The following is a 25,661-nucleotide window of genomic DNA, read 5'->3' on the forward strand; positions in this document are numbered from 1 at the left end:
AGGCTCGGTATTAAATCCCGTTTGGTGCAAATAATCTTTAAATAATTCTACACGATAGTGCAGGGTGTCTTCATGTTTTTTAATTACGTTAGCCTTGTACTCTTCAATAAGTGTCCCCGCCACAATTCCCGTAAATGTGTTGGTTTTCGTCTGAATTTCATACAAAAACATAACGGGTTCTTCCTCACTAATAAACACACCCTCGTTTTTAAAATCGTCGTATTTATTGGCTACTCCTTTAAATCGTTTGTCTAAAGTTATTTTTTGTGTATAAACAAAGGCCGGATTGATCACATGCAAAAAAGAATACGGATTGAAATTAAGCCAAGCCGCAAGTTCCGCCGGACTATAATCATCATAATTTCTGCAGGTCACCAAAGCGACTTTATCCGATACTGGACGAACTGCTTTAAAAGGGAGCAGGGTAGACATTTGAATTATAAATTTTAAATTATAAATTAAATAGGATTCGTTTTAATTTGCTATTGATTTACCTAAAACTAACGATCGTAAATGGTTGTAAATAAATAAACTAAAGACTACTATTCAAAAACTGTTTGGCTACTTTTTCAGCTTTTTTACTTTCGGAATAATCATAAAATCCTTCTCCCGATTTAACCCCCAATTTGCCTGCCATAACCATGTTTACCAACAAGGGACATGGAGCATATTTCGGATTTTTAAATCCGTCATACATTACATTTAAAATAGATAAACAAACATCTAATCCAATAAAGTCAGCCAATTGTAGCGGCCCCATAGGATGCGCCATTCCTAATTTCATAACCGTATCGATTTCATAAACACCACCCACACCGTTGTATAAGGTTTCTATCGCTTCATTGATCATGGGCATTAAAATTCGGTTAGCCACAAATCCAGGATAATCATTTACTTCGGTGGGAACTTTACCCAATTGTACCGATAAATCCATAATTACTTTCGTAACTTCATTTGAAGTAGAATAACCCCGAATGATCTCAACCAATTTCATAATGGGCACCGGATTCATAAAATGCATTCCAATCACACGTTCGGGATGCACCACTTGTGCTGCAATTTGGGTGATAGAAATCGATGAAGTATTCGTTGCTAGAATTACATTTGGTTCGCAAAGCGCACTCAATTGCTTGAAAATGTTTAATTTTAATTCTATATTTTCCGTAGCGGCTTCAACCACGAGGTCAACTCCAACCACACCATCTTTTAATTCGGTATAGGTAATAATGTTTCCAATGGTTGAATGTTTATCATTTTCGCTAATCGAACCTTTGGCTACCATTCGGTCTAAATTAGCCGCAATGGTTTGCATTCCTTTTTCCAATGATTTTTCAGAAATATCAATCAATTTTACGGTAAATCCGCATTGTGCAAAGGTGTGAGCAATTCCATTACCCATCGTACCCGCACCGAGTACTGCTACTGTTTTCATTTTTAGAATCTAAATTATTTTACTTAATTTCAAATTTGTTATTACTTTTTCATCGCTTCTATAATCCGATAGGCTACCCGGAGTGCTTCTGTACCATCTTCTAAAGTCACTACAGGAATTGTATTGTGGTGGATAGCATCAGCAAATGCTTCCAACTCATCCAAAATTGCATTGTTGGGTTCTACGGTTGGATTATTAAAATAAATTTGCTTGCGTTCGCCTTCAGCATTCTGAAGAATCATATCAAAATCACCCGGATGCTCAGGGGCATCTTTCATTTTTACGACCTCACAGGTTTTTTCTAAATAATCGACAGAGATATAGGCATCTTTTTGGAAAAAGCGCGATTTACGCATGTTTTTCATCGAAATACGACTGGCAGTAATATTTGCTACACAACCGTTGTCAAATTCGATACGCGCATTGGAAATATCGGGAGACTGACTCAAAACGGCTACTCCACTAGCGTGAACATGCGCCACTTTTGAACGAACGACACTTAAAATGGCATCAATATCATGAATCATTAAATCCAAGACTACAGGTACATCGGTTCCTCTAGGATTGAATTCGGCCAAACGGTGCGTTTCAATAAACATGGGGTTTTCAATTTGATCTTTAACTGCAGTAAATGCTGGATTAAAACGTTCTACGTGACCTACCTGACCTTTAACATTATGCCTTTTTGCTAAAGCGATTATTGCTTCTGCTTCTTCAACCGTAGTTGCTATTGGTTTTTCAATAAAGACATGTTTACCCGATTCAATCGCCATTTTGGCACATGCAAAATGCGAAAGGGTAGGGGTTACAATGTCGATTACGTCAACTACATCAATTAATTGCGCTATAGTTTCAAATCGGCGATATCCATATTCTGCAGCAATTTTATCTGCATAGTCGGCATTCTCATCATAGAAGCCAACCAGTTCATAGTGTATTGATTGTTGTAATAGTCGTAAATGAATCTTTCCTAGATGGCCAGCACCCAGAACGCCAACTTTGAGCATATCGTAATATTTTTCTCAAATGTAGCAATAAATGGAAAATCTACAATTGAGATTGCCTAGTTTTTATAGCTCTTTTTTCAGGTAAAAGTTAGAAGAAATTCGATTTGCATTTTGGGAGGATTCCACTTATTTTTACCAAACGAAAAGAGCAATTTCTGTGAAAGACACATCAAAACATCTAGGTTTGCGCAACCAATTAGTTACCCTCTTGGAAAACAAGGGGATAGTAGATAAAAATGTGTTGGAAGCTATTCGAATTATCCCTCGACATTTGTTTTTGAATTCCTCTTTTGAAGATTTTGCTTACCAAGATAAAGCGTTTCCAATTGGCGCCGGTCAGACCATTTCTCAGCCCTATACCGTTGCTTATCAAACGCAATTATTACAAGTAAAAAAAGGCGATAAGGTTCTTGAAATAGGGACAGGAAGTGGTTATCAAACGGCGGTTTTGTGTACCCTTGGTGCAAAAGTATATTCGGTTGAACGTCAGAATGAATTGTTTAAAGCAACCGCACTTTTATTGCCTAAATTAGGAATTCGAGCAAAACACCTATCGTTTGGTGACGGGTATAAAGGCCTGCCCACACATGCTCCTTTTGATAGCATTATTGTGACTGCTGGGGCTCCACAAATTCCGAATGCGTTATTGGCCCAACTCAAAATAGGTGGGCGATTAGTGATACCTGTTGGAACAAAAAAGCAAATTATGACGGTATTAGTTCGGAAAAACGAAACGCAATTTGAAAAACATGAGTGCGGTGATTTTCAATTTGTTCCCTTGTTGGAAAATAAAAGTTAAGCAAAAGCTATTATTACCTAGGCGTTACAATTGTTGCAAACGATTCTTCAAATTATCAATTTCAGAAAGTATAGAGGCAATTTGTGCTTCTTTTTCGGAGCTTTTTGCCATATTCAATCCTTTCTCCTCTAAAATACCGGTTACGGCTTCGATTGCTTCTGGATTGAAATCAACAATATGAAGCAGTTTTTCTCGGTACCATGCTACTTGAATTACTTTTAAATCAATCTCGAGTAGTGTTGCAAGCAAGAGGGCTTGATTTTTGGTAGGGATGCGGTAACCATTTTCAAATTTACTAATTAACGCTTGGTCGATAGTTGCTTTTTCAGCCAACACTCGCGTTGTAAAACCAGAGCGTTCGCGCCCTTTTTTTAGTAAATCCTTTAGCATATTAGTAGGATTTTTTCAAACGATCTAAATCGCGTTGCGTATCACGGTCTTTTAACGTTTCACGTTTATCATAATTCTTTTTACCACGGCACAAACCAATCTCTAATTTAGCACGACCTTTTTCATTTGTAAATAAGCGTAAAGGAACAATAGTAAGACCTTTCGTTTCAACTTTTCGTGCTAAATTTTTTAATTCTTTTTTGTTCAATAACAATTTTCGCTCACTTCGCGCTTTGTGATTAAATGCCGTTCCAAAAGCATATTCTTCAATGTAGGTGTTTATTGCAAAAAGTTCATGACTGTGAAACTCACAAAAACTTTCTGCGATTTGGACTTTTCCTTGACGTATGGATTTGATTTCGGTACCCGTAAGTACCATTCCAGCACTATACGTTTCCAGTATTTCATAGTCAAATCGCGCACGCTTATTAAGAATGTTTATTTCTTTAATCATTATACAAATGTACAATAATTACACAATTCATTATTGCCTATTTTGAATCCCAATGGATAGCTAATTGCAGCTAAAGGTCGCTATTTTTTGAAATTATAAGTTATAATGATTGGATTTCTTTGAAATTTTGTCGTAGTAATGAATAAATAACGGTATCCCAGAAGCGACCATTGAAAAATTCGTTTTCTTTTAAATGACCTTCCTTAACAAAGCCAATTTTTTGAAGAACACGTTCAGAACTCCGATTTTCTGGATCAATGATAGCCTCAATCGAGTGCAACTGCATCGATTCGAACCCATAAATTAAAATTGCTTTAATGGCTTCCGATGCGATTCCTTGTCCCTGTGCTTCAGGTAGAAGCATGTATCCAATTTCGCTACGAAAATTCTCGGGTTGTAATCGATAATGGCCAATTACACCGAGCAAGCGATCTTCCTCTTTTAACGTAATAGCCCAATTAATTCCTTCATGGGTTCTAATTTTATCTTGTATGGTTTTAATATGGTCAATTGCTTCTTGTGGAGTGGTAACCAATGGTCTGGGAATGTATTGCATCGTTTCGCGATTCCCTCGTAATTTTAAAATTTCTGGCCAATCATATTCCCCAACCTGACGTAACCGAAGTCGCGAAGTTTCTAATTCTGGAAACGGTGTAAAAGAATACGAAATCATATTTGGTAATTTTTTAATAATTAAATTATTGATGTGGAATATAGCGCTTTTTTTTATTTATTTGTTCTCATTTAATTTCGATCACTATGAACGCTTCTTTTCGTGTTACCCAACTAATAGGGGTATTGATTTTTACCATTTCAGCTGTTGCACAAAAAACCGAATCGGTTTATGACTACAACGAAACATTTGCCAATAATTTTTATACCAAAAATGCAACAGAAACCCGCTCAGCTAGTGGTCAACCGGGTCCGAAATACTGGCAAAACCGCGCCGACTACAGTATTAAGGCATCTTTAAATGAAACGACTAAAGAGATTACAGGTTCTGAACTATTAACCTATACCAACAATAGCCCCGATAAATTGAGTTTTTTATGGTTGAATGTGGATCAAAATTTATTTAAAAAAGATTCACGTGGCTCTGCTGTTATCCCTCTCAACGGTAGTCGAAACGGTGCCAAAGGACAAGATTTTGATGGTGGTTTTACAATAAAATCGGTTAAAGTTTTGACTTCAGCTGCTGGGAAAACTAATGAGAAAGAAGTGAAATTTATCATTACAGATACCCGAATGCAGGTTTTTTTACCCCAGCCGTTAGCGGCCAATGGGGCGTTGGTGAAATTAAAAATTGAATTTTCGTTTTTTTCACCCGATTATGGCTCAGACCGAATGGGTGTTATGGAAACACAACATGGAAAAGTTTTCACGATGGCGCAATGGTATCCTCGGATGTGCGTTTATGATGATGTTTACGGTTGGAATACGTTACCCTATTTGGGAGCGGGTGAATTTTATTTGGAATACGGAGACTTTAATGTGGAACTTACCGTGCCAGCAAACCATATAGTGGTGGGATCTGGCGAATTGCTCAATCCAACAGAAGTTTACACTGCAGCGCAAATCAAACGCTGGAATACAGCCAAGAACAGTGATACTGCTGTAATGATACGTGCGGCTGATGAGATTACGAGTTCAAGTTCACGACCTACGGGAAAAGCAATGCTCACATGGAAATTTGCTATTAAAAATTCACGTGATTTTGCTTGGGCTTCTTCTCCAGCATTTATAATAGATGCTGCACGGATCAATTTACCCAGTGGCAAGAAATCGTTAGCTATATCAGCCTATCCTATTGAAAGTAGTGGAAGTGAAGCTTGGGGACGTTCTACAGAATACACTAAAAATTGTATCGAAAATTATTCCAAGCGCTGGTTAGAATATCCTTATCCAGCGGCAACTAATGTAGCTGGAAATGAAAACGGAATGGAATACCCGGGTATTGTTTTTTGTAGTTGGGAATCCAAAGGCAAAGAATTGTGGGGCGTTACCGATCATGAATTTGGACATATTTGGTTTCCTATGATTGTAGGTTCCAATGAACGACGCTTTGCTTGGATGGATGAGGGATTCAATACCTTCATCAATACTTTGAGTGGTCAAGATTTTAATAAAGGAGAATTTGATGATACGATTACCGATATGCATGGTATGGCGAATATGGTTATGGATCCTTCGCTCGAACCCGTGATGGCAGCTCCGGATAATATGAAAGAAGATAATTTAGGATATTTAGCGTACTATAAACCTGGATATGGTTTACGTGTATTGCGAACGATTCTTGGGGAAGAACGGTTTGATAACGCTTTTAAAACGTATATTGAACGTTGGGCCTATAAGCATCCGCAGCCGGATGATTTTTTTAGAACGATGGAAAATGTAAGTGGTGAAGATTTGAGTTGGTTTTGGCGCGGGTGGTTTCAAAACAATTGGATGGCAGATCAAGTAATTAAACGAGTGCGTTATGAGAAAAACGATCCAAAACGAGGGGCTATTGTTACCATTGCTAATTTGGAAAAATTACCAATGCCTGTCTATGTAGAAATTAAAACGGTTTCTGGAAAAGTAAGTCGTATGCAATTACCCGTAGAAATTTGGAAACGCAATTCAAGTTGGTCATTTAAAGTTCCAACCACAGAAGAATTGAGCTCAATTTCTTTAGACCCAGACCACGTTTTTCCGGATATTGATAGCGCCAATAATGTTTGGACCTTAGAGCAAAATGGAATAACAGCGACTAAAGATTATACCCCTATCCTCGGACAATATTCAAGTGAATTGATTCCTTTAAAAATACAACTAACGGAAGAAGAAGGCACTTTAGTTTTGAATGCCGAAGGACAGCCCTCAATTCCGCTTGAGGATAAAGATAATGGGTTATTTACATTTGAACAGGCTGAATTATCGATTGAGTTTGCAGCCGACAAAAAAGGATTTGTGCTCACAATTGGAAAACAGAGTTTTGGATATACCAAAGATGTTGAATAATACAAAAGCCCTCATTTGAGGGCTTTTTTTATATCTTACTTATTGTTTTTTTACGAAGTATCAAGGTTGCTAGTAGCGCAATGCACATTCCAAAAGGAAGAATTTCGTATAGCGTAATTGCAAACCGATAGAAGGGATTTTTGTAATTCAGGGCCATTTCCTGCATTTTTTTAGTCGCATCAGCCATTTCATCAGGTTTTAAGTCGGATATTTTTAGTTGCTCAATTTGAGAGGCGGCATATTTATCCATGAAATCGGGAAATACGAATTCAAATTCCAACATCCATACAAGGGTATAACTAAGTGCGCCTATAATTGCAATTGCCGAACCAATTTTTAATCCATCTAAAAATGAAAGAGTTCCACCTTGATGTTTCTTGTATTTTTCAAGGGCTATAAAAATGGTTGAAAATCCAAGTAGCATTCCTCCAAAACCAACCATCATTGTCATCGGGTCGTTATTCAGTTGAACAAATAACACCGTTGAAAAAATCATAAACACCACAATAATTACAGAAGCAATTGTGCTGAATTTAATGATAATTGATTTCATGATTTAAAGTTTATCAGCCGCTTTTTTAGCAATTTTATCCAATCGTTTGCGTAAATCGCCCATTAATTCATTCATAGCACTGTCACAACTGGGTAAAATATCTTTTGGATCCAAAACAGGAATTCCGCCAACCATCATCATCGTGTTTGAACAACGCTCCGATTCTTTAATTGCAAAAACTTTTTCTCCGTTTTTGTTGTATAACGAAATTCGGGTGAAAGCACGAACTTTTAGGGTTGAAGTACCTCCAAATCCGATGCCGCGTTCAAAAGCAAAATCAATACTTACAAACATTACACCATCGGCAATATCTGAAAATAATTTAGCCATTTCAACTTCATTGCGTTTACCCATAAAACCATCATAAATGTATTTATAACCGTGATACACTAAGAAGTTTTGTGCATCATAACTGGTTTTACCATAATCGGGAACAAACTCATGGTATTTAGCGTTGGATGTTACTTCGCCCTCGGGTACGAGTGCAAATGGAAATGCTTTGGCATAATCATTAAAAAAAGTATCGTGGTACTTTTCAAAAATCGGTGTTAAATTGAAATCGGGATTATCGCGTAGACGCAAGACGTCTTTTGCTAAATTTTCTACAGCACGATTGGCTAAAATATCCTGACAATCAATAACTTTGTTGGCAAAAAAAGTAACTACTGCTACTTTTTTAGTTTGCGCTTGAATAGAAAACGCAACCATTAAACATAGGGTTGCTATCCAAATACTACTTTTTTTCATGGGTTAATTTTTAAAAGATTTTCGCAAAGATATTATTAAATTGGGAATAGAATGTGTCGTATGCATTTTTTGACTAAATGTTATTCGCGATACACAACTTTAGTTTTTGCAGTCAAATCATACCAGCCGGATCGGTTTTTGTTAAAAAGAATCCAGAAAAAACCAATGCCAAAACAAAGCATAGCTACTATTTTAACGCCATTGCGCTGTAAACTTTGTTGGATTGATATGGCTTCACCATAAGCATCAACAACTTTAATACCCATTATTCGTTTACCCCATGAACCTTGCCATGTTGAACATTCGAGTGCAAATGAAATCAATACCCACAACCCAAAGACGGTATACCGAACCGAATTTTGGATAAAATAATAGTGCTGGGGATTTGTTTTGAGTAAACTTTGGTCAAGGATGTTTACATGTACGATATTTTTAGCAAATGTAAATACAAGTAAAAATAAAGGAAATACATCAATAACATAGGCCATAAAACGACGTCCTATGGATGCATTGGATTGTAAATTAAAATCGTTATCGGGCATTAATTTGACATTTATTGAATTAAACAGCGTTATGCGTACTGTTATTTTTACGAAAATACAAATTAAAAAATGGTTATTGATAAAATAGTAAAACCTAACCCCCTCAGGAGAGCGGATTAGGTTTGCTTTACAAAAGAAATAATTTATTGATTTCGGAAAACCAATTTACCGTCAAAACTATCCAACAATAGAATGCTTTCGGTTGTAATTGTTCCCGCTAAAATTTCTTTGGACAGTTGATTCAAAACTTCGCGCTGTACCACACGTTTCACCGGTCGTGCGCCAAACTCAACATCGTAGCCTTTGGTCGCTAAATAATCAATAGCTTCGGGTGTCGCTGCTAAGACGATGTGTTGTTGTGCCAACATTTTGATAACATATTTTAGTTGTAATTCGACAATTTGACGAATATCATTGTGAGACAAAGGTGTGAACATTACAATCTCATCGATACGGTTAAGAAATTCAGGGCGGACAATTTGTTTGAGCATACCTAAAACTTCCACTTTGGCCAATTCAGCTGCCGATGTCCACGCATTTTTATTCTGTTCAAATTTTTCTTGAATAATTGTACTTCCCATATTAGAAGTCATAATAATAATGGTGTTTTTAAAATCGGCCAGACGCCCTTTATTATCAGTTAATCGTCCTTCATCCAATACTTGTAATAAGATATTGAACGTATCGGGATGGGCTTTTTCAATTTCGTCCAACAAAACTACACTATAGGGTTTTCTTCGAACCGCTTCGGTCAATTGTCCCCCTTCATCATAGCCCACGTATCCGGGAGGTGCACCTACTAAACGACTCACACTGTGGCGTTCTTGATATTCACTCATATCAATTCGGGTGATGGCAGCATCATCATCAAATAAATATTCGGCCAAAGCTTTGGCCAATTCAGTTTTACCTACACCTGTAGTTCCCAAAAACAAGAACGAGCCAATCGGTTTTTTGGCATCTTGCAAACCCGCTCTACTGCGGCGTACGGCATCGCTAATCGCGATGATGGCTTCTTCTTGTCCAATAACGCGTTTGTGAAGTTCGTCTTCTAATTTCAACAATTTTTCGCGTTCACTTTGCAGCATTTTGGTTACCGGAATCCCTGTCCATTTTGCCACGACTTCGGCAATATCATCATGAGTAACTTCTTCTTTTATTAAGGATTCCCCTTTTTGATTTTCTTGGAGTTGGATTTGTAATGCATCGAGTTGTTCTTGTGCTTCTTTAATTTTTCCATAGCGCAATTCGGCAACTTTTCCATAATCGCCTTCACGTTCTGCACGTTCCGCTTCTAACTTGAAATCTTCAATGGATTGTTTCACATTTTGAATGTTTTCTACAACTTCCTTTTCCGACTTCCATTGGGCGAAAATTTCGTTTCGTTCTTCTTTTAAGTTCGCCAAATCAAGTCCTAACGACTTCAATTTGATCTCATCTTGTTCGCGTTTAATCGCTTCAATTTCAATTTCTAATTGCATGATTTTTCGATCCAAAACATCCAATTCTTCAGGTTTGGAATTGATTTCCATTCGCAATTTTGAAGCGGCTTCATCCATCAAATCGATTGCTTTGTCGGGTAAGAAACGATTGGTAATATAGCGTTGTGACAATTCTACAGCGGCAATAATTGCATCATCTTTGATACGTACTTTATGGTGCGTTTCATACTTTTCTTTGATTCCCCGTAAAATAGAAATCGCACTTTCAGTATCGGGTTCATCTATATTGACTTTTTGAAAACGACGTTCTAGGGCTTTGTCTTTCTCAAAATACTTTTGGTATTCGTCGAGGGTTGTAGCCCCAATTGCGCGCAATTCTCCCCTTGCCAACGCGGGTTTCAAGATATTAGCAGCATCCATTGCTCCCTCGCCACCACCGGCGCCTACAAGCGTATGGATTTCATCTATAAACAAGACAATATCTCCTTCGGCCGATGTGACTTCTTTGACTACCGATTTTAAGCGTTCTTCAAATTCACCTTTGTATTTAGCTCCAGCAATTAGGGCGCCCATATCGAGTGAATAAACAATTTTATCTTTTAAATTTTCAGGAACATCACCATCAACAATACGATGCGCTAGACCTTCGGCAATTGCGGTTTTTCCAACACCCGGTTCGCCAATGAGCATTGGGTTGTTTTTGGTTCGTCGGGTTAAAATCTGTAATACGCGTCGAATTTCTTCATCGCGACCAATTACGGGATCGAGTTTACCATTTTGCGCTAATGCATTTAAGTTTTTTGCATATTTGTTTAACGCATTATAGGTTTCTTCGGCCGAGGTTGAAGTTACCCGTTCTCCTTTACGGAGTTCGGCAATAGCCGCTTCTAATCCCTTTTCAGTAACCCCTTGATCTTTTAAAATTTGGGCTAACTTACTTTTTGATTTGAAAAGGGCTAGTATTAAATGTTCGATTGCAATATATTCATCGTTCATTTTTTTTGCTATGATTCCGGCTTCAGTTAGTGATGCATTGGCCTCTCGTGAAAGCATGATATCGCCACCTGTTACTTTTGGGAAACTTTCTAGAGTGCTTTCCAAAATCCGGAGGAATAACGCCACATTTACGTTTAGTTTTTTCAACAAAAACGGTGTTACATTTTCGTCAACTTCTAAAACACCTTTAAATAGATGTTCGTTTTCAAGTTGCTGGTGTCCGAAAGCCTGTGCAATTTGTTGGGCATGTTGCAGCGCTTCTTGGGACTTGATGGTTAAGTTTTTTAAATTCATAGAATGGTTTTCTTTTGAGTTGTAAAATACACGTTTTGAAAACGCTAAGACAATACTTTCAATAAATGTTCCAAGTGGAAAACGCTGTCAATATGACTGAAAATCAAATGTTTTCTCATTTTTTTACTGTCGTTTTGTCTATTCTGTTGAATTTGAAATGCCAATTCAAGTCGTAATTTGATATTTTGTATTTTTGAGAAAAATAATGTTGTACGTATGGGTTTATTAGGATCTTTATTTGGTGGGCAAGAATCGGAATCAGAATCACGAATAGCATGGCGATTGCTAAGGGATTTAGGGCAATTTGAGGAAATGCTTCAAGAGTCGTATACCCAACCAGTAGTTGTTTTTAAACACAGTACACGCTGTAGTATTAGTAGGATGGCGTTACGCCAATTTGAAAACCAATGGAATTTGGAGGGGAAAATGGTACCCTACTTTTTGGATTTGTTGGAGTACCGTCCAATTTCCAATACCATTGCCGCACAATTAGAGGTGATTCATCAGTCGCCACAAGTCATAGTGATTAGAAATGGGTGTGCGGTGTATCATGCTTCCCATGAAGGGATTTCAGTTGAAGAGTTGCAACAATTTACTTAGTTGAGTACATTGATTTCTACAGCAAAAAAAATATAAGCTCCAATAGAGGAGCTTTTTTTATAAAATTATTGAAGGTTCTTGTTGGCTCAAGCAATGAAAACTTCCGAGTCCCCAGATAAGATCGACGGAGTCAATACCTACCACACGTCGTGTTGGGAAGCATTGCTGAATTATATCCAATGCCTGATCATCATTTTTTAAATCCTGAAACGTGGGCACAATAACGGTTTCGTTGGAAATATAGAAATTAGCATACGATGCAGGGAGTATTTGATCTTCATAGATTACCGGTTTCGGCACGGGAAGTTCAACCACATTCAATTGCTTCCCGTTTTCCAAGCGCATTTTGTGAAGCAATTTTAAGTTTTCTTGAAGAATTTCATAATTCTCATCGTTTTTATTTTCCTCCACCACAGTCAATACCGTATCTTCATTCACAAATCGGGTGATATCATCAATATGACCGTCGGTATCGTCGCCAATAATTCCATCGCCAAGCCAAAGAATGTGTTCTACCCCGTAAAAGTTGTGTAAATACTCCTCAATTTGGGCTTGATTCAAATGGGGATTACGGTTTTCATTCAATAAACAGGCAGTGGTTGTAAGTAGTGTTCCACGTCCATTAAATTCAACACTACCGCCTTCCATGACAATTCCCGGATTAAATACGGGCAATTCTAGTTTTTCTCCAATTTTTGTAGGAATCACATCGTCTAAGTCAAACGGTGGATACTTTCCGCCCCAGGCGTTGTAACCCCAGTCTACAATGGCTTTTTTGGCTTCGCTTTTGTGAAGTAAAAAGGCCGGACCGTGATCACGGCACCATGCATCATTCGTAGGATGATGGTAAAATGTGATGCGCGCCCAACGCGAATCAAAATCGCTAATTGATTGGGCATAGGCGGCACTTTTAATTTTTTCTTCTGCAAACGCTTGCATAGTTGGATCGGCCACATTAATACACACCCGTTGATGCGAAGCTACTTGCAGAATAAACTCGGCATAGGGTTCAAAAATAGTATGAATTTTGCCGGGCCAGGATGCTTCTTTATGCGGCCAAGACAACCACAAGGCATCTTGTGGTGCAAATTCAGCTGGAAAGTAATAACCTAACGATTTTGGTGTAGCCCAATTAGTCTTCATCGATAAATCGTTTGGTTATTGGTGTATAACTATCGATACGACGATCTCTCATAAACGGCCAATGCATGCGAAAATAATCCGTTTCATTTAAATTTAAAGGAACAACCGTTGTTTCTTCTTGGTCGTGGGAACCTAAATATAATAATTTTCCCTGACCGTTGGTAACAAAACTACCTCCCCAAAATTGCATTGCGCCATTTTGCTCAAATCCAACGCGATTTACACTTACAACAGGAACCCCATTGGCTACCGCGTGCGCACGTTGTATGGTTTGCCAAGCATTGTATTGGTCGCGGTTTGTTTCTTCATCTTGATCGGTTGCCCAACCTATAGCTGTTGGATAAAATAAAATTTCGGCCCCCATTAAAGCCGTGATACGACTCGCCTCGGGGTACCATTGATCCCAACAAATTAGGATTCCGATTTTAGCAAATTGGGTTTGAAAAACCTTATAACCTAAATCACCAGGAGTAAAATAGAATTTTTCATAAAAAGCCGGATCATCGGGAATATGCATTTTGCGGTATTTCCCTAAATACGAGCCATCTGCGTCGATTACTGCAGTAGTATTGTGATAGATGCCGTGTGTTCTTTTTTCAAATAAAGAGGCGATAATTACAACACCCAATTCTTTAGCCACCATGGATAGGGTTTGGGTACTCGGACCCGGAATCGGTTCTGCTAATTGAAAATTAGCGTAATCTTCAACATCACAAAAATATAAGGAAGTGAATAATTCCTGAAGGCATATTATTTGAGCGCCTTTCCCGGCGGCAACACGCACTTCTCGAATTGCTTTTTCAAGGTTGGCCGCTTTGTCGTTCGTACACGTCATTTGGACCAAACCAACAGTTACATTTGACATAGTGTTGGAAAAATATTTTTTGCAAAAATAAGTAAAAATTATGCCAAAGTAAAGGAATTTCTTTGGTTGACTTTGTTAGCGAAAGCGCTTACGGTTGGAGTTGTCGGGATAAATTACAGTATAGACAAAACTTAGGATTGCTACAAAAATAATGTTGAAAAAAGTTGGATACACTTGATAACCATCGGCAGCATCATCAGTAAAAAAAAGTTGAAAAAGAAATCCAGAGTCGTCAAAATCACAAGTAGGACAAAACAGTAAGGTGCAAAACGTAACATTTACTAAACTCAAGAGGAAAAAAACACTTAAAAAAATTACAAGTTTGCGGAAGGTAAACATACTAATGATTTTTGATCCACTCAAATTTAGGTATTTTTTAAAATTTTTAAGTCCAAAATAAACGAATACTTTAACTCAGACCGTAAAAATTTACTTTCTAATTTTATGCTGTACTAGAATATCTTTCAATTTATTTTTGAGGTTTTGTCCTGAATCGGCAACCATCTGTTCATTAGTTGGAAAAGTTACGGCAACCCTTTCAAAATAGGGAAGATAATTAGCATCACACGCTTGTTTATTACCCTTAAACTTAGCGTAAATATGTTCGAACATAAATTCACTCGCTAAAGGAAATGTGTCAAAGACAAAAGCAGCCAGTCGGTTTTCGTTTAGTATTTTTAGCGGAAGTAATTACCAGAAGTTAAAGCTTCCCGAGATTGTTGCACACCACAGGCAAGTAGAATAAAAAAAAGTCCGAAAACACAACCAATTTTTTTCATCACATTAGGATTTCAAGGGTAAAGCAGGTAAAAGTTTACTTGAACATTCACCAAAACCAATACGAATAGCCTCATTTTTACAATAACCACGAATAATCACCGTGTCATTATCATTGATAAATTTTCGTTCACTACCGTCTTGCATGGTTAATGGATTTTTTTTTTTTTTTTTAAGTTCGAGCATAGAGCCAAAGCTATCCTCGGTTGGACCCGAAATGGTTCCACTTCCCATCATATCGCCCGAATTTACGCGACAACCATTACTCGTATGGTGTGCTAATTGTTGCGCCATTGTCCAATACATATATTTAAAATTAGACCTTGAAACCACTGTTTCGCCAACATTTTCGGGTTGAATGGCTACTTCCAATTGGATATCAAAAGCACGATTGCCCTCCTGTTGAAGATAGGGTAAGGGTTTGGGGTTTTGTTCTGGACTCGCCACTCGAAATGGCTCGAGGGCATCCATAGTAACAATCCAGGGTGAGATTGACGATGCGAAGTTTTTGGCAAGAAAGGGTCCAAGAGGAACATATTCCCATTTTTGTATATCACGTGCACTCCAATCATTAAATAATACCATTCCAAAAATATATTCTTCGGCTTCGTTTACTGGAACATTTTCCCCCATGATATTTGCATCGGTTGTAATAAAAGCCATTTCCAATTCAAAATCGACCAACTTCGAAGGTCCGAAAACCGGTGCTGTTGCGTCTGCTAGAAAAGTTTGGCCCAAAGGTCGATGAACTGGGACTCCCGACGGAACAATGGTCGAACTACGTCCGTGATAGCCTACGGGAATATGAAGCCAGTTGGGTAGTAGCGCATTTTCAGGATCACGAAACATTTTGCCTACATTCGTAGCATGCTCTTTACTGCTGTAAAAATCAGTGTAATCTCCAATTTGAACCGGTAAAAGCATTTCTATATCGTTAATATGAAAAATCACTACTTCGCGGTGGTTGGTATTGTCACGTAATTGACTGTTATTGCTTTCAAAAATTTCGGAGAGGCGATTGCGAACCTGCCGCCAGGTTTTTTTACCATAGGAAATAAAGTCATTTAAACTGTCTTGAAGAAACATGTCGTCGGGTAAATCAATACCTTCAAAATAACCCAATTGTTGCAGAGCGCCCATATCAATGGCGTAATCCCCGATTCGTGTACCTGTGGTAATCACATCTTCTTTTGTTAAAAAAACTCCAAAGGGTATGTTTTGAATAGGGAAATCACTGTTTTCCGGAACTGGAAGCCAGGATTTACGGTTTGGGTTATTGGCAAATTGTGGCATAATAAAATGTTGATTTATTGTTGAAAAAAATACAACCAAATATAGACCTTACAATCTATTTGACAAACAGAATTTGTAATTTTGGAGTGCTTAAATGAAAAATCATAAAAAAATGCTACGAGACGAACAAATCTTTGATTTAATTCTGGACGAACAGGACAGACAACAACATGGTATTGAATTGATTGCTTCCGAGAATTTCGTAAGTGATCAAGTTATGGAGGCAGCAGGCTCGTGTCTGACGAATAAGTATGCAGAGGGATATCCAGGAAAACGCTATTATGGAGGCTGTGAAGTTGTGGATATCGTTGAACAAATTGCTATCGATCGCGCCAAAGCTTTATTTGGTGCGGATTATGTAAATGTACAACCGCATTCTGGTTCTCAAGCGAATACCGCTGTTTTTGCTGCTTGTTTAAAGCCCGGTGACACTATTTTAGGATTTGATTTGTCGCACGGAGGTCATTTAACACACGGTTCACCGGTTAACTTTTCTGGAAAATTATACCGCCCGGTATTTTATGGTGTAGATCAAGAAACGGGCGTATTGAATTATGATAAAATTCAAGAAATTGCCACCAAAGAGCAGCCAAAAATGATTATTGCAGGAGCTTCAGCTTACTCACGCGATATGGATTTTAAACGATTTCGAGAAATTGCGGATAATGTAGGGGCGTTATTATTAGCGGATATTTCGCATCCTGCGGGTTTAATTGCCAAAGGATTGCTAAATGATCCGATTCCACATTGCCATATTGTTACGACAACTACTCACAAAACGCTACGTGGGCCACGTGGAGGATTGATTATGATGGGGAAAGATTTTGAAAATCCTTGGGGATTAACAACGCCAAAAGGTGATATTCGCATGATGTCTCATGTGCTCGATATGGCCGTGTTCCCTGGTAATCAGGGCGGTCCTTTAATGCATATTATAGCGGCTAAAGCGGTTGCTTTTGGCGAAGCACTTACCGACGAATTTTTCCGGTATATTGTTCAAGTTCAGAAGAACGCACAAGCAATGGCTGCTGCTTTTGTAAAAAGAGGATACCACATTATTTCGGGAGGTACCGACAACCATATGATGTTGATTGATTTGCGAAATAAAGGGGTAAGTGGAAAAGAAGCGGAGCATGCTTTGGTAAAAGCTGAAATTACAGTGAACAAAAACATGGTTCCCTTTGATGACAAGTCGCCCTTCGTAACTTCCGGTATTCGTGTTGGTACACCTGCTATCACAACGCGGGGTCTAATTGAATCGGATATGGAAATTATTGTAGAATTTATTGATCGCGTACTTATGAATCTTAACGATGAGGAAGTGATTGCCCAAGTTGCCGATGAAGTCAATGCAATGATGAGTGAACGCGCAATGTTTGTCTTTTAATTGGTTTAATGTTATTCAATATAAAATCGATTGACCTTACAAAAATTTATAAATACAATGAATGAAAAAAAATCCCGATTAAATCGGGATTTTTTTAGTTTAATTTTTTATATAATTGAGGTTTTGCCTCATGCATGATTTCATACACTTTTTCAAAAATATCTTCAACAGAGGGTTTTGAAAAATAGTCACCATCGGTTCCATAAGCTGGTCGGTGTGCTTTAGCTGTTAATGTTTGAGGAGCACTATCCAAATAAGCATATCCTTTTTGGACTTCGAGAATTTGTTGCAAGAGATACGCACTAGCTCCACCCGGAACATCTTCATCGACAATAAGCAAACGGTTCGTTTTGGCTAAACTTTTTACAATATCGTGATTAAGATCAAAGGGTAATAACGATTGGATATCAATAATTTCACAAGTAATACCCACAGTTTCCAACTCATTAGCCGCTTGCGCTACTAAACGCAAAGTTGAACCATAAGAAACCAAGGTGATATCGTTACCCACTTTTAATGTTTCAACGACACCCAAAGCCGTTTTGAATTCGCCTAAATTGGTGGGCATTTTTTCTTTTAAACGGTATCCATTCAAGCATTCTACAATTAAAGCAGGTTCGTCTTTTTCCATTAATAGATTATAAAATCCAGCTGCCTTGGTCATGTTGCGGGGCACCAAAACATGAATGCCACGCACTGCATTGATAATCATACCCATAGGAGATCCTGAATGCCAAATTCCTTCAAGGCGATGTCCGCGGGTTCGGATGATTAAAGGGGCTTTTTGCCTTCCTTTAGTTCGGTATTGTACAGTTGCCAAATCATCACTCATGATTTGAATAGCATACAATAAATAATCCAAATATTGAATTTCGGCGATAGGACGTAATCCGCGCATTGCCATACCAATCCCTTGACCGAGAATAGTCGCTTCGCGAATCCCAACATCGGCTACGCGCAATTCGCCATATTTTTGTTGCATTCCTTCTAGACCTTGATTAACATCACCAATTGTTCCAGAATCTTCTCCAAAAATCAAGGCTTCAGGATATTTGGTAAATAAGGCATCAAAGTTGTCCCGTAAAACCAATCGCGCATCGACTTCTTCTACATCTGGTTCATAAATAGCAGGTACTTCACAACCGGAAAATACGTTTTCGTCAGATTCAGAAAATAGGTGCGAACTGTATTTGGGCTGTATGGTATTAGTATAGGCAGCTATCCATTCATTTAAAATTATTTGCCCACTTTCTCCGATAAGTAAACGAACCGTTTTTCGAGCAGTAGTGATGATGTCTTTGCGAATCGGTTCTTTAATACCGGCCAAATTTTCGGCTGCTTTTTCGATAAAAACGCGATTAGCACTAGTTGTAGCAATACTTTGTAACAATGCAACTAGTTCTTTTTGTTCTGATTTTATCGGATTGATAAAGGCATTCCAAGCGGCTTTTTTACCTTCTAATACTTCTTTTCTAGAGGTTTCATCAATTTGGTCAATAGCCTCTGCTGAGGCTAATTGAGAATCAATGATCCATTGACGCATTTGGGACAAACAGTCAAATTCAGTCTCCCAAGCTAGTCGTTCAGCATTTTTATAACGCTCATGACTTCCTGATGTGGAATGACCTTGCGGTTGTGTTAACTCTTGAATATGAATTAAAACGGGGACATGTTCGGTGCGCGCAATTTCAGCAGCTTTCTGATAAGTTTCAATTAATCCTGGATAATCCCATCCTTTTACGGTAAATAGCTCATAACCATTTCCATCTTTTTCCCGTTGAAATCCTTTTAAAATTTCGGAAATACTTTCTTTAGTGGTTTGGTGTTTGGCGTGAACAGAAATCCCATATTCGTCATCCCAAATACTCATGACCAAAGGAACTTGTAAAACTCCAGCAGCGTTAATCGTTTCAAAAAACAAACCTTCCGATGTTGAAGCATTTCCAATCGTTCCCCAAGCAACTTCATTTCCATTAATTGAAAATTTATCCTGTTGTATGCCCGAAACATTTCGGTAGATTTTTGATGCTTGAGCCAAGCCCAACAAACGAGGCATTTGACCTGCAGTTGGCGAAATATCAGCACTAGAGTTCTTTTGTTGTGTCAAATTTTTCCATTGACCTTTTTCATCCAAGGAATGGGTAGCAAAATGTCCACCCATTTGTCGACCTGCACTCATGGGGTCAAAATCCAAATCGGTATGGCCATACAAACCTGCAAAAAATTGCTCAATAGAAAGCGCTCCGATTGCCATCATAAAGGTTTGATCGCGATAATAACCTGAGCGAAAATCACCATTTTGAAATGCTTTTGCTAATGCTAGCTGGGGTACTTCTTTTCCATCTCCAAAAATCCCAAACTTTGCTTTACCGGTTAAGACTTCTTTACGGCCTAAAAGACTACATTCACGACTAATACGTGCAATTTTGTAATCATTTAAAACCGCATCTTTAAAATCTTCAAAAGTAATTTCAGGGTTGTTTTGTGTTGTCATACGACTAATTCAATTCAGTGATCGAAACAAATTTAGATAAAAACCCAATAGGTTGTAATGTCTGGGGCTAATTATTTTTTTAAACTATTTCTAAATATGAGTCCGATATACCGCGTATGATTCGGTTATGTTTAAAGATATAGTTAAATATGTGAGATTTATTGATAAAATACCGTTGTTTAAAACCATTTTCTTGTAAATAGCCCTACAAGCGATCGGGGGTTTAATGTCACAACAAAACGAATTTTTTCAGCATAATTGGGTTGGCCAACATCCCATCCATTTGATGAAAAAACAGGGAAATACAATTCAAAGTAATCGGTAACTAAGTTCAATCGAATACCCGAATCCATTTTAAGACTTGCATCCGCGTTTTTATTCTTCATAACTCCTAAATCGGCATAGGCTTCAATCCAATTCCAAATACTTCCGCTAATATTGGTTGCCATTAACCATTGATTGGCCAATTGATTCGTAAATCGACTTTTAAAACCGCCTTCGGCCGTAATGAATTGTTGCCGAAAAACGCCATTACTTTCCGATCGGCCAAGAAAAGAATAATCAAATAAATAATCTGTAGGTCGTTCCAAAGCAAAACTAAAATAGTCTTTGGTGTCGTTATTACGCAAAAATACCCCACCATAAAAGCGAATGTTCAGTTGCCGGTTATTTTGAAATAATTGCCGGTAAACCACTTCGCCCGATGTTTTCAAAAATTGCGAAGCCAATTGCAGGTCGGTACTGTAGGTAAATGTTTTTGTAATGGTTGTTTTTGCATCGGTAAAGCGCAAATCCAATACCGAATAATGATTCTCTCCGGTTGTTTTTACATAGGAACTCGGTTCTCGATTAACATAAACATTGCGGATGTTGATCAACTGTAAATGATTTTTCCGTAATTCTTTTTCCCGAATACGCAATTGAACAAAAGGTGTTAATTTTTCATAAGTAGCATCGGGAGCATAGCGGAAGTGACTTCCACCGATTCCGTAGCGTATTGAAAATAAATTAGAATGGCGTAAATATTGATTGAACGTGATATTGAAACTGCCCGAAAGCGAAGTTGATGTGGTCGAAAACGAGGGAATAAGATCAAAAGTGATTGGTTTGTCTAATACTGTGCGGTTGTTTAAACTCATTCCTAATATAACCCCATCATAAAAATTAAATCCAATCGTTGGGATATACATGATTTGATTATAATTGGGATCTTCCAAATCTTTTAAAAAACGAAATTTCAAAGGTCGGTTTGATATGAAAAAAGGCTTTAAAGATTTCCAATTGTTTCGTTGGTTAAACTCAGGGACAATATTTTGATAATTTAATACAATTTTATCTGCTTCTTTTCTTTCAAAGGTATAGCTACTATCATTGGTACTGGGGTAGATCCATTTTTTGAAAACCACTTCTTTTTTCTTAATTCCAAAAACAGGTATCGGAACAAAAGTATTCGTGCGGTTTTTTAATTTAAATGAAATACTGTCTTTTGTTCGTGTAACTTTTGAAAACTTGTAATCAATGATTTCTCGGGAGTTAATAATAGTGTTAAAAAACCAATCCAAGTTTTGGGCACTGTTTTTTTGTAATATACGATGGAAATCTAGAGTAGAAACATTATGTTGTTGCGCTAATGCAATAAATTCCAATATGGATTGATCTAAAATTTCTTGTCCCAAATACTCCGCTAAATAACGAAAACTAAGACCGGCTCGGTATTTGGAAGCGATTTTCTCGTTAAACTTCAATAATTTGTCTTTGGATTCACCCAAGGGCTGATCTAAATTTTTTCGGGCCATCAGCATATAGAAATAGCTGTATTGTTCGTTAAAATCTAAAGACAATAATCGATAGCCTTTTATAATTTTTATTCTCCCCAACGAACCCATCATTTTGTATTTGGGGTAATGTTCGTCTATGTAATGCATCATTACATAAATTTGAATCGCATCAAAGAGCCAATTGTCTTTGCGCGGATCTAAGCGTAACGTCCCTTTTAAACGGTTGTGTACATAAGTTTTTAAAAATTTCAATTCATATACAAAATCATCGGGAAATGGCCGAATAAAATTGGGCAACTGATTCAAACCATAAAATGGATTTAGGTCATAATCACTTTGGGCTATCGTAAATTTTGGAATTCCTGAAGTACCCAAATTCTTATCGACAAATGCGCGAATTTTATCAACGATTAGTGCCTTATGTAAATCATTGATTCGGCGTTCATTTAAATTGGAAATAAGTTCAATATCTTGATTTTTAAAACCCAAAAACGTATTGTTTTTGACCAAATGTAAGCGAACGTTCAGCCGGTTTTTGCCTTCAAATTGATATTCGGTTTCTGTATAGCCTATTTGCTCCAAGTCGCTTATTGCATAGTAACCGTTTGGTCTGACGGTCAAGCGCACCTGCATGGGTGCATTGGCCGCATCGTCAATATTTAAATTGCTATACACTACAAATTTACCATCAATTTGTCGGGCAGGACTCAACATCCATTGGTTTAAATTCAGTTCACTTTCTCCAGAATAACCATACCCTGTAAAAGTGGCATCGGGAAGTTTTAAAGAGTAGGTAAGGGTTAAATGAATTGCACTCCCGGCTTGTAAGGGTTGCGGGAGATTAATTTTTATAATATCGGGATGATCTACAAGACGGTTCCAATCTAATAATGACTTTTGATCATCAATGATTGTTAATCCGTTGGTCGAACCTCGTTGACGTTCACTTGCGACATGAAAACTACGGATAAATTCATCTGCAAAGCGCTCAGCTAGTGGGGTATTTCTGGCGGAATACGCATGATTCCAATCATTAAGAATAATATGATCAAGCGCATGTTCGGTTGTATTGACAAAAACAAGTTCTTGATAGACTTTTAAAGTTAGTTTTTCGGGCAAATAGTCTACCGTAAGTTCGGTTGTATGTTGCCCTATCATTCCGATGGAATACAACCAAAAACCAATAATAATGCCTATTTTTTTCAAGATTTTATTTGGGGTTTAAAAAGGCTATCCAAAACCACTTTTGTGAATTGATAAGCCCCGTCTTTGTTCATGTGACCGCAAGTAGAAAAATACTTGTCCTCGGTTACAGCATTTTCAAAGTTAAGAATTTCGGGGTAAACCTTTTTAATCTGGTCAAAATATTCTCGATTGATTGTTTGTGAACAAATTGGGGTTGTCATCGCAATCAAACGAATCCCGTGTTTGGAACATAACTGCTTAATTTTTTCATAGGCAATATTCCGTTTAGGGCTGTATTTACGCAGGTCTGCTGGCACTAATGGATGTTGATTGGTTAGCAAGGGATAAAAACCATCATGAAACAATTGATTGGTGGGTTCATGGGTAAGTGTTTTATACATTTCACGAAATCCAGTACGCGCATCATAATGCATGTAGCGGTAAAATGGAATGTACACTAAATAGGGGTATTCATTGATGTTTTGGTAATAATTCCGTATCGTTTTGGATTGATGCAAATAGGGCATAAATAAAGACCGAATAGCTTCAGAATGATCATTAGTGTTGATGTTTAAATCAACCTGCAAAATCAACGTTTTGATTTGGTAATTTCGCTCAATCATGAGTTCAAGCATTAAAGCCGATTCCTCGAGCCGTGAGCGGGTGATGCCAAAATTGAACGATTTTAGTCCTGCTTTTGTAAATACTTCTGGAACAAAATGGTTGTTAACCCTTGAAGAACCTAAAAAAACGACATCGTATGACTTGTTTTTGGATTCGTATAAGTAGCTAATTTTGTTGCGCTTTATAGTGCTTTGCGTGTACACCGTTGTATAAAGCAAATCCAAGCCAACAAGAGTGATATAGGCCAGTCCGACTATTTTTAACAAAAAGAAAGCAAATTTTTTCATTAAAACTGAAAATAAATAAAGTTTTTATAATCGGAATATACACCCAAGGCAAATAAAGCCGCTAAACAAACTGTTAATTTTGCCCAACTCCACCGACCGGACAGGGGCTCTACGCGGTAGCGATGCACCCATTCAAAGGCAATAAATCCCAGCAACAACCAAATTAACTCATAATTATAGCGCTCTATAGTAAAGTATTGCTCTTGAAATTTTCCGTTGGTAACCATTCGTTGGATATAAGCAATAGCTTTAGTTAGGTTTTCGGCCCGGAAAAAGATCCAAGCAAAACAAGTCAGCGCAAACGTAATTACGATGCTGAATAATGTTCGCACAGCTTCCCAATTGGGTTTTAATTCAATTGCGTCTATATTTTTACGGTTTCGGTTGAAAATCAATAAGGGTAAAAAATAAAGGGCATTAATTAGTCCCCAAATTACAAAGGTCCAATTTGCGCCATGCCAAAATCCGCTAACCAAAAAAATCAAGAAAGTATTGCGAATGCGCATCCCTTTGCCACCTGAATTTCCGCCCAAAGGAATATATAAATAATCCCGAAACCAAGAAGAAAGCGAGATGTGCCAACGACGCCAAAATTCGGCTATATCACGAGAGAAATAGGGGTAATTAAAGTTTTTCAACAAATCAATCCCAAAGAGTTTAGAGGTCCCAAGCGCGATATCCGAATAGCCTGAGAAATCACCATAAATCTGAAAAGCAAAATAAACGGCCCCTAAACCGAGCGATAATGAGTTCATAGAACCTGCATGATTGAAAATTTCATTGGCATAATTGGCGCACGAGTCGGCAATTACAATTTTTTTTACCAATCCCCAAATAATCTGGTAAACCCCTTCTTTGGCTTTTTCAAAGTTAAAATTGCGTTTCGTTTTTAATTGGGGGAGGAGGTGTGTTGCGCGTTCTATTGGCCCTGCTACGAGCAAAGGGAAATAACTCACAAACAGCGAATAATCAACAAAATTTCGTTCGGCTTTGATCCGTCCATAGTATATATCGATACTGTATGAAAGACCGTGAAAGGTATAAAACGAAATTCCAACAGGTAAGATTACATCAAGAATATAGGGATGCACTTGAAATCCGAAACCACCCAATAAAGCAGCAAAGGAAGTGGCAAAAAAATTATAGTATTTAAATATCCCCAAAAAACCTACGTTGATTCCAACACACAACCAAAGCCAACGCAGTTTTCCTCTGCGGCTATTTTGTTTTTCTATATAAAGTGCACAAACGTAATCGAGAAGCGTAGAAAAGATCAGTAAAAATAAAAATTTCCAGTCCCAACAGGCATAAAAGTAATAACTCGCTAAAATCAAAAGCAGGTTTTGCCCACTGCGGCGTTTTCCACCAATTACCCAATAAAAGATAAAAACTATGGGTAAAAAAACAGCAAAATGAAACGAGTTGAAATACATTTTTTTTCTTTAGTGACTAGTGATTTGTGATTAGTGACTAGTGATTAGTGACTAGTGACTAGAATTAGTGATTCTTGTGAACACTGTCCACTGATAGCTAATTGCTAAAAGCCGAATGCTCAAACTGCGCGCAAAAGTA

Annotated in this window: 22 protein-coding genes; 4 read left to right on the plus strand and 18 right to left on the minus strand. The window is 37.7% G+C overall.

The annotated features are described in order from the left end of the window. From Q0039_RS02820 to Q0039_RS02830, 3 genes are all read right to left on the minus strand, one after another. Positions 1-432: DUF1015 family protein (locus tag Q0039_RS02820; protein WP_297508744.1), on the minus strand; the 432-nt coding region annotated here is incomplete at its 3' end. A 100-nt stretch (positions 433-532) separates the two neighbouring features. Then, positions 533-1,432, minus strand: a complete 900-nt coding sequence (locus tag Q0039_RS02825; protein WP_297508747.1) for a 3-hydroxyacyl-CoA dehydrogenase NAD-binding domain-containing protein — start codon at positions 1,430-1,432, stop codon at positions 533-535. 41 nt (positions 1,433-1,473) lie between these two features. Further along, complete coding sequence (locus Q0039_RS02830) at positions 1,474-2,439, minus strand: Gfo/Idh/MocA family oxidoreductase (protein ID WP_297508750.1); 966 nt, start codon at positions 2,437-2,439, stop codon at positions 1,474-1,476. A gap of 157 nt (positions 2,440-2,596) precedes the next feature. On the opposite strand from Q0039_RS02830, the gene Q0039_RS02835 reads away from it, so the two are divergent. Beyond that, positions 2,597-3,238, plus strand: coding sequence for a protein-L-isoaspartate(D-aspartate) O-methyltransferase (locus Q0039_RS02835; protein ID WP_297508754.1), 642 nt, complete (start codon positions 2,597-2,599; stop codon positions 3,236-3,238). Positions 3,239-3,262: 24 nt separating this feature from the next. Here Q0039_RS02835 and Q0039_RS02840 read toward each other — a convergent pair whose 3' ends face one another. From Q0039_RS02840 to Q0039_RS02850, 3 genes are all read right to left on the minus strand, one after another. Further along, a complete protein-coding gene (locus Q0039_RS02840) occupies positions 3,263-3,628 on the minus strand; it encodes a helix-turn-helix transcriptional regulator (protein WP_297508757.1) in 366 nt (121 codons plus the stop codon). Position 3,629: 1 nt separating this feature from the next. Continuing rightward, the gene (smpB, locus tag Q0039_RS02845) at positions 3,630-4,082 is read right to left on the minus strand and encodes an SsrA-binding protein SmpB (RefSeq protein ID WP_297508759.1); all 453 of its coding nucleotides are present in this window, start codon (positions 4,080-4,082) and stop codon (positions 3,630-3,632) included. A gap of 100 nt (positions 4,083-4,182) precedes the next feature. Then, complete coding sequence (locus Q0039_RS02850) at positions 4,183-4,755, minus strand: GNAT family protein (RefSeq protein WP_297508762.1); 573 nt, start codon at positions 4,753-4,755, stop codon at positions 4,183-4,185. An 86-nt stretch (positions 4,756-4,841) separates the two neighbouring features. Between Q0039_RS02850 and Q0039_RS02855 the strand changes: the two genes are divergently transcribed. Next, entirely contained in the window at positions 4,842-7,082 is a 2,241-nt protein-coding gene (locus Q0039_RS02855) for a M1 family metallopeptidase (protein ID WP_297508765.1), read from the plus strand. A gap of 28 nt (positions 7,083-7,110) precedes the next feature. Here the strand turns inward: Q0039_RS02855 and Q0039_RS02860 are convergent, their stop codons facing one another. The 4 genes from Q0039_RS02860 to clpB all read right to left on the minus strand — a co-directional run bounded on the left by Q0039_RS02860 (position 7,111) and on the right by clpB (position 11,656). Then, entirely contained in the window at positions 7,111-7,635 is a 525-nt protein-coding gene (locus tag Q0039_RS02860) for a DUF4199 domain-containing protein (RefSeq protein WP_297508767.1), read from the minus strand. 3 nt (positions 7,636-7,638) lie between these two features. Beyond that, entirely contained in the window at positions 7,639-8,382 is a 744-nt protein-coding gene (locus tag Q0039_RS02865; protein WP_297508769.1) for a hypothetical protein, read from the minus strand. A gap of 80 nt (positions 8,383-8,462) precedes the next feature. Next, positions 8,463-8,924, minus strand: coding sequence for an RDD family protein (locus Q0039_RS02870; protein ID WP_297508772.1), 462 nt, complete (start codon positions 8,922-8,924; stop codon positions 8,463-8,465). 143 nt (positions 8,925-9,067) lie between these two features. Further along, complete coding sequence (clpB, locus tag Q0039_RS02875) at positions 9,068-11,656, minus strand: ATP-dependent chaperone ClpB (protein WP_297508775.1); 2,589 nt, start codon at positions 11,654-11,656, stop codon at positions 9,068-9,070. Positions 11,657-11,872: 216 nt separating this feature from the next. Between clpB and ytxJ the strand changes: the two genes are divergently transcribed. Then, complete coding sequence (ytxJ, locus tag Q0039_RS02880; RefSeq protein WP_297508778.1) at positions 11,873-12,256, plus strand: bacillithiol system redox-active protein YtxJ; 384 nt, start codon at positions 11,873-11,875, stop codon at positions 12,254-12,256. 57 nt (positions 12,257-12,313) lie between these two features. Here the strand turns inward: ytxJ and Q0039_RS02885 are convergent, their stop codons facing one another. From Q0039_RS02885 to fahA, 4 genes are all read right to left on the minus strand, one after another. Beyond that, complete coding sequence (locus tag Q0039_RS02885; RefSeq protein WP_297508781.1) at positions 12,314-13,399, minus strand: agmatine/peptidylarginine deiminase; 1,086 nt, start codon at positions 13,397-13,399, stop codon at positions 12,314-12,316. Then, complete coding sequence (locus Q0039_RS02890; RefSeq protein WP_297508784.1) at positions 13,389-14,264, minus strand: carbon-nitrogen hydrolase; 876 nt, start codon at positions 14,262-14,264, stop codon at positions 13,389-13,391. The genes Q0039_RS02885 and Q0039_RS02890 overlap by 11 nt, the downstream gene beginning before the upstream one ends. 75 nt (positions 14,265-14,339) lie before the next feature. Then, on the minus strand, positions 14,340-14,603 hold the full coding sequence (locus Q0039_RS02895) for a hypothetical protein (RefSeq protein ID WP_297508786.1): 264 nt from the start codon (positions 14,601-14,603) through the stop codon (positions 14,340-14,342). 444 nt (positions 14,604-15,047) lie between these two features. Beyond that, entirely contained in the window at positions 15,048-16,334 is a 1,287-nt protein-coding gene (gene fahA / locus Q0039_RS02900; protein ID WP_297508789.1) for a fumarylacetoacetase, read from the minus strand. 112 nt (positions 16,335-16,446) lie between these two features. Between fahA and glyA the strand changes: the two genes are divergently transcribed. After that, on the plus strand, positions 16,447-17,721 hold the full coding sequence (gene glyA / locus Q0039_RS02905; protein WP_297508792.1) for a serine hydroxymethyltransferase: 1,275 nt from the start codon (positions 16,447-16,449) through the stop codon (positions 17,719-17,721). A 94-nt stretch (positions 17,722-17,815) separates the two neighbouring features. Here glyA and Q0039_RS02910 read toward each other — a convergent pair whose 3' ends face one another. From Q0039_RS02910 to Q0039_RS02925, 4 genes are all read right to left on the minus strand, one after another. Further along, positions 17,816-20,215 (minus strand): alpha-ketoacid dehydrogenase subunit alpha/beta, encoded by a 2,400-nt coding sequence (locus tag Q0039_RS02910; protein ID WP_297508795.1) that lies wholly within the window; start codon positions 20,213-20,215, stop codon positions 17,816-17,818. A gap of 179 nt (positions 20,216-20,394) precedes the next feature. Beyond that, entirely contained in the window at positions 20,395-23,199 is a 2,805-nt protein-coding gene (locus Q0039_RS02915) for an aminopeptidase (protein ID WP_297508798.1), read from the minus strand. Beyond that, complete coding sequence (locus Q0039_RS02920; RefSeq protein WP_297508801.1) at positions 23,196-24,089, minus strand: hypothetical protein; 894 nt, start codon at positions 24,087-24,089, stop codon at positions 23,196-23,198. Before Q0039_RS02920 ends, Q0039_RS02915 begins: the two co-directional genes overlap by 4 nt. Further along, positions 24,089-25,522 (minus strand): MBOAT family O-acyltransferase, encoded by a 1,434-nt coding sequence (locus tag Q0039_RS02925; RefSeq protein WP_297508804.1) that lies wholly within the window; start codon positions 25,520-25,522, stop codon positions 24,089-24,091. Before Q0039_RS02925 ends, Q0039_RS02920 begins: the two co-directional genes overlap by 1 nt. Between the last annotated feature and the right edge of the window lie 139 nt (positions 25,523-25,661).

This window comes from Flavobacterium sp. (genome assembly GCF_027484945.1).
Taxonomy (GTDB): Bacteria; Bacteroidota; Bacteroidia; order Flavobacteriales; family Flavobacteriaceae; genus Flavobacterium.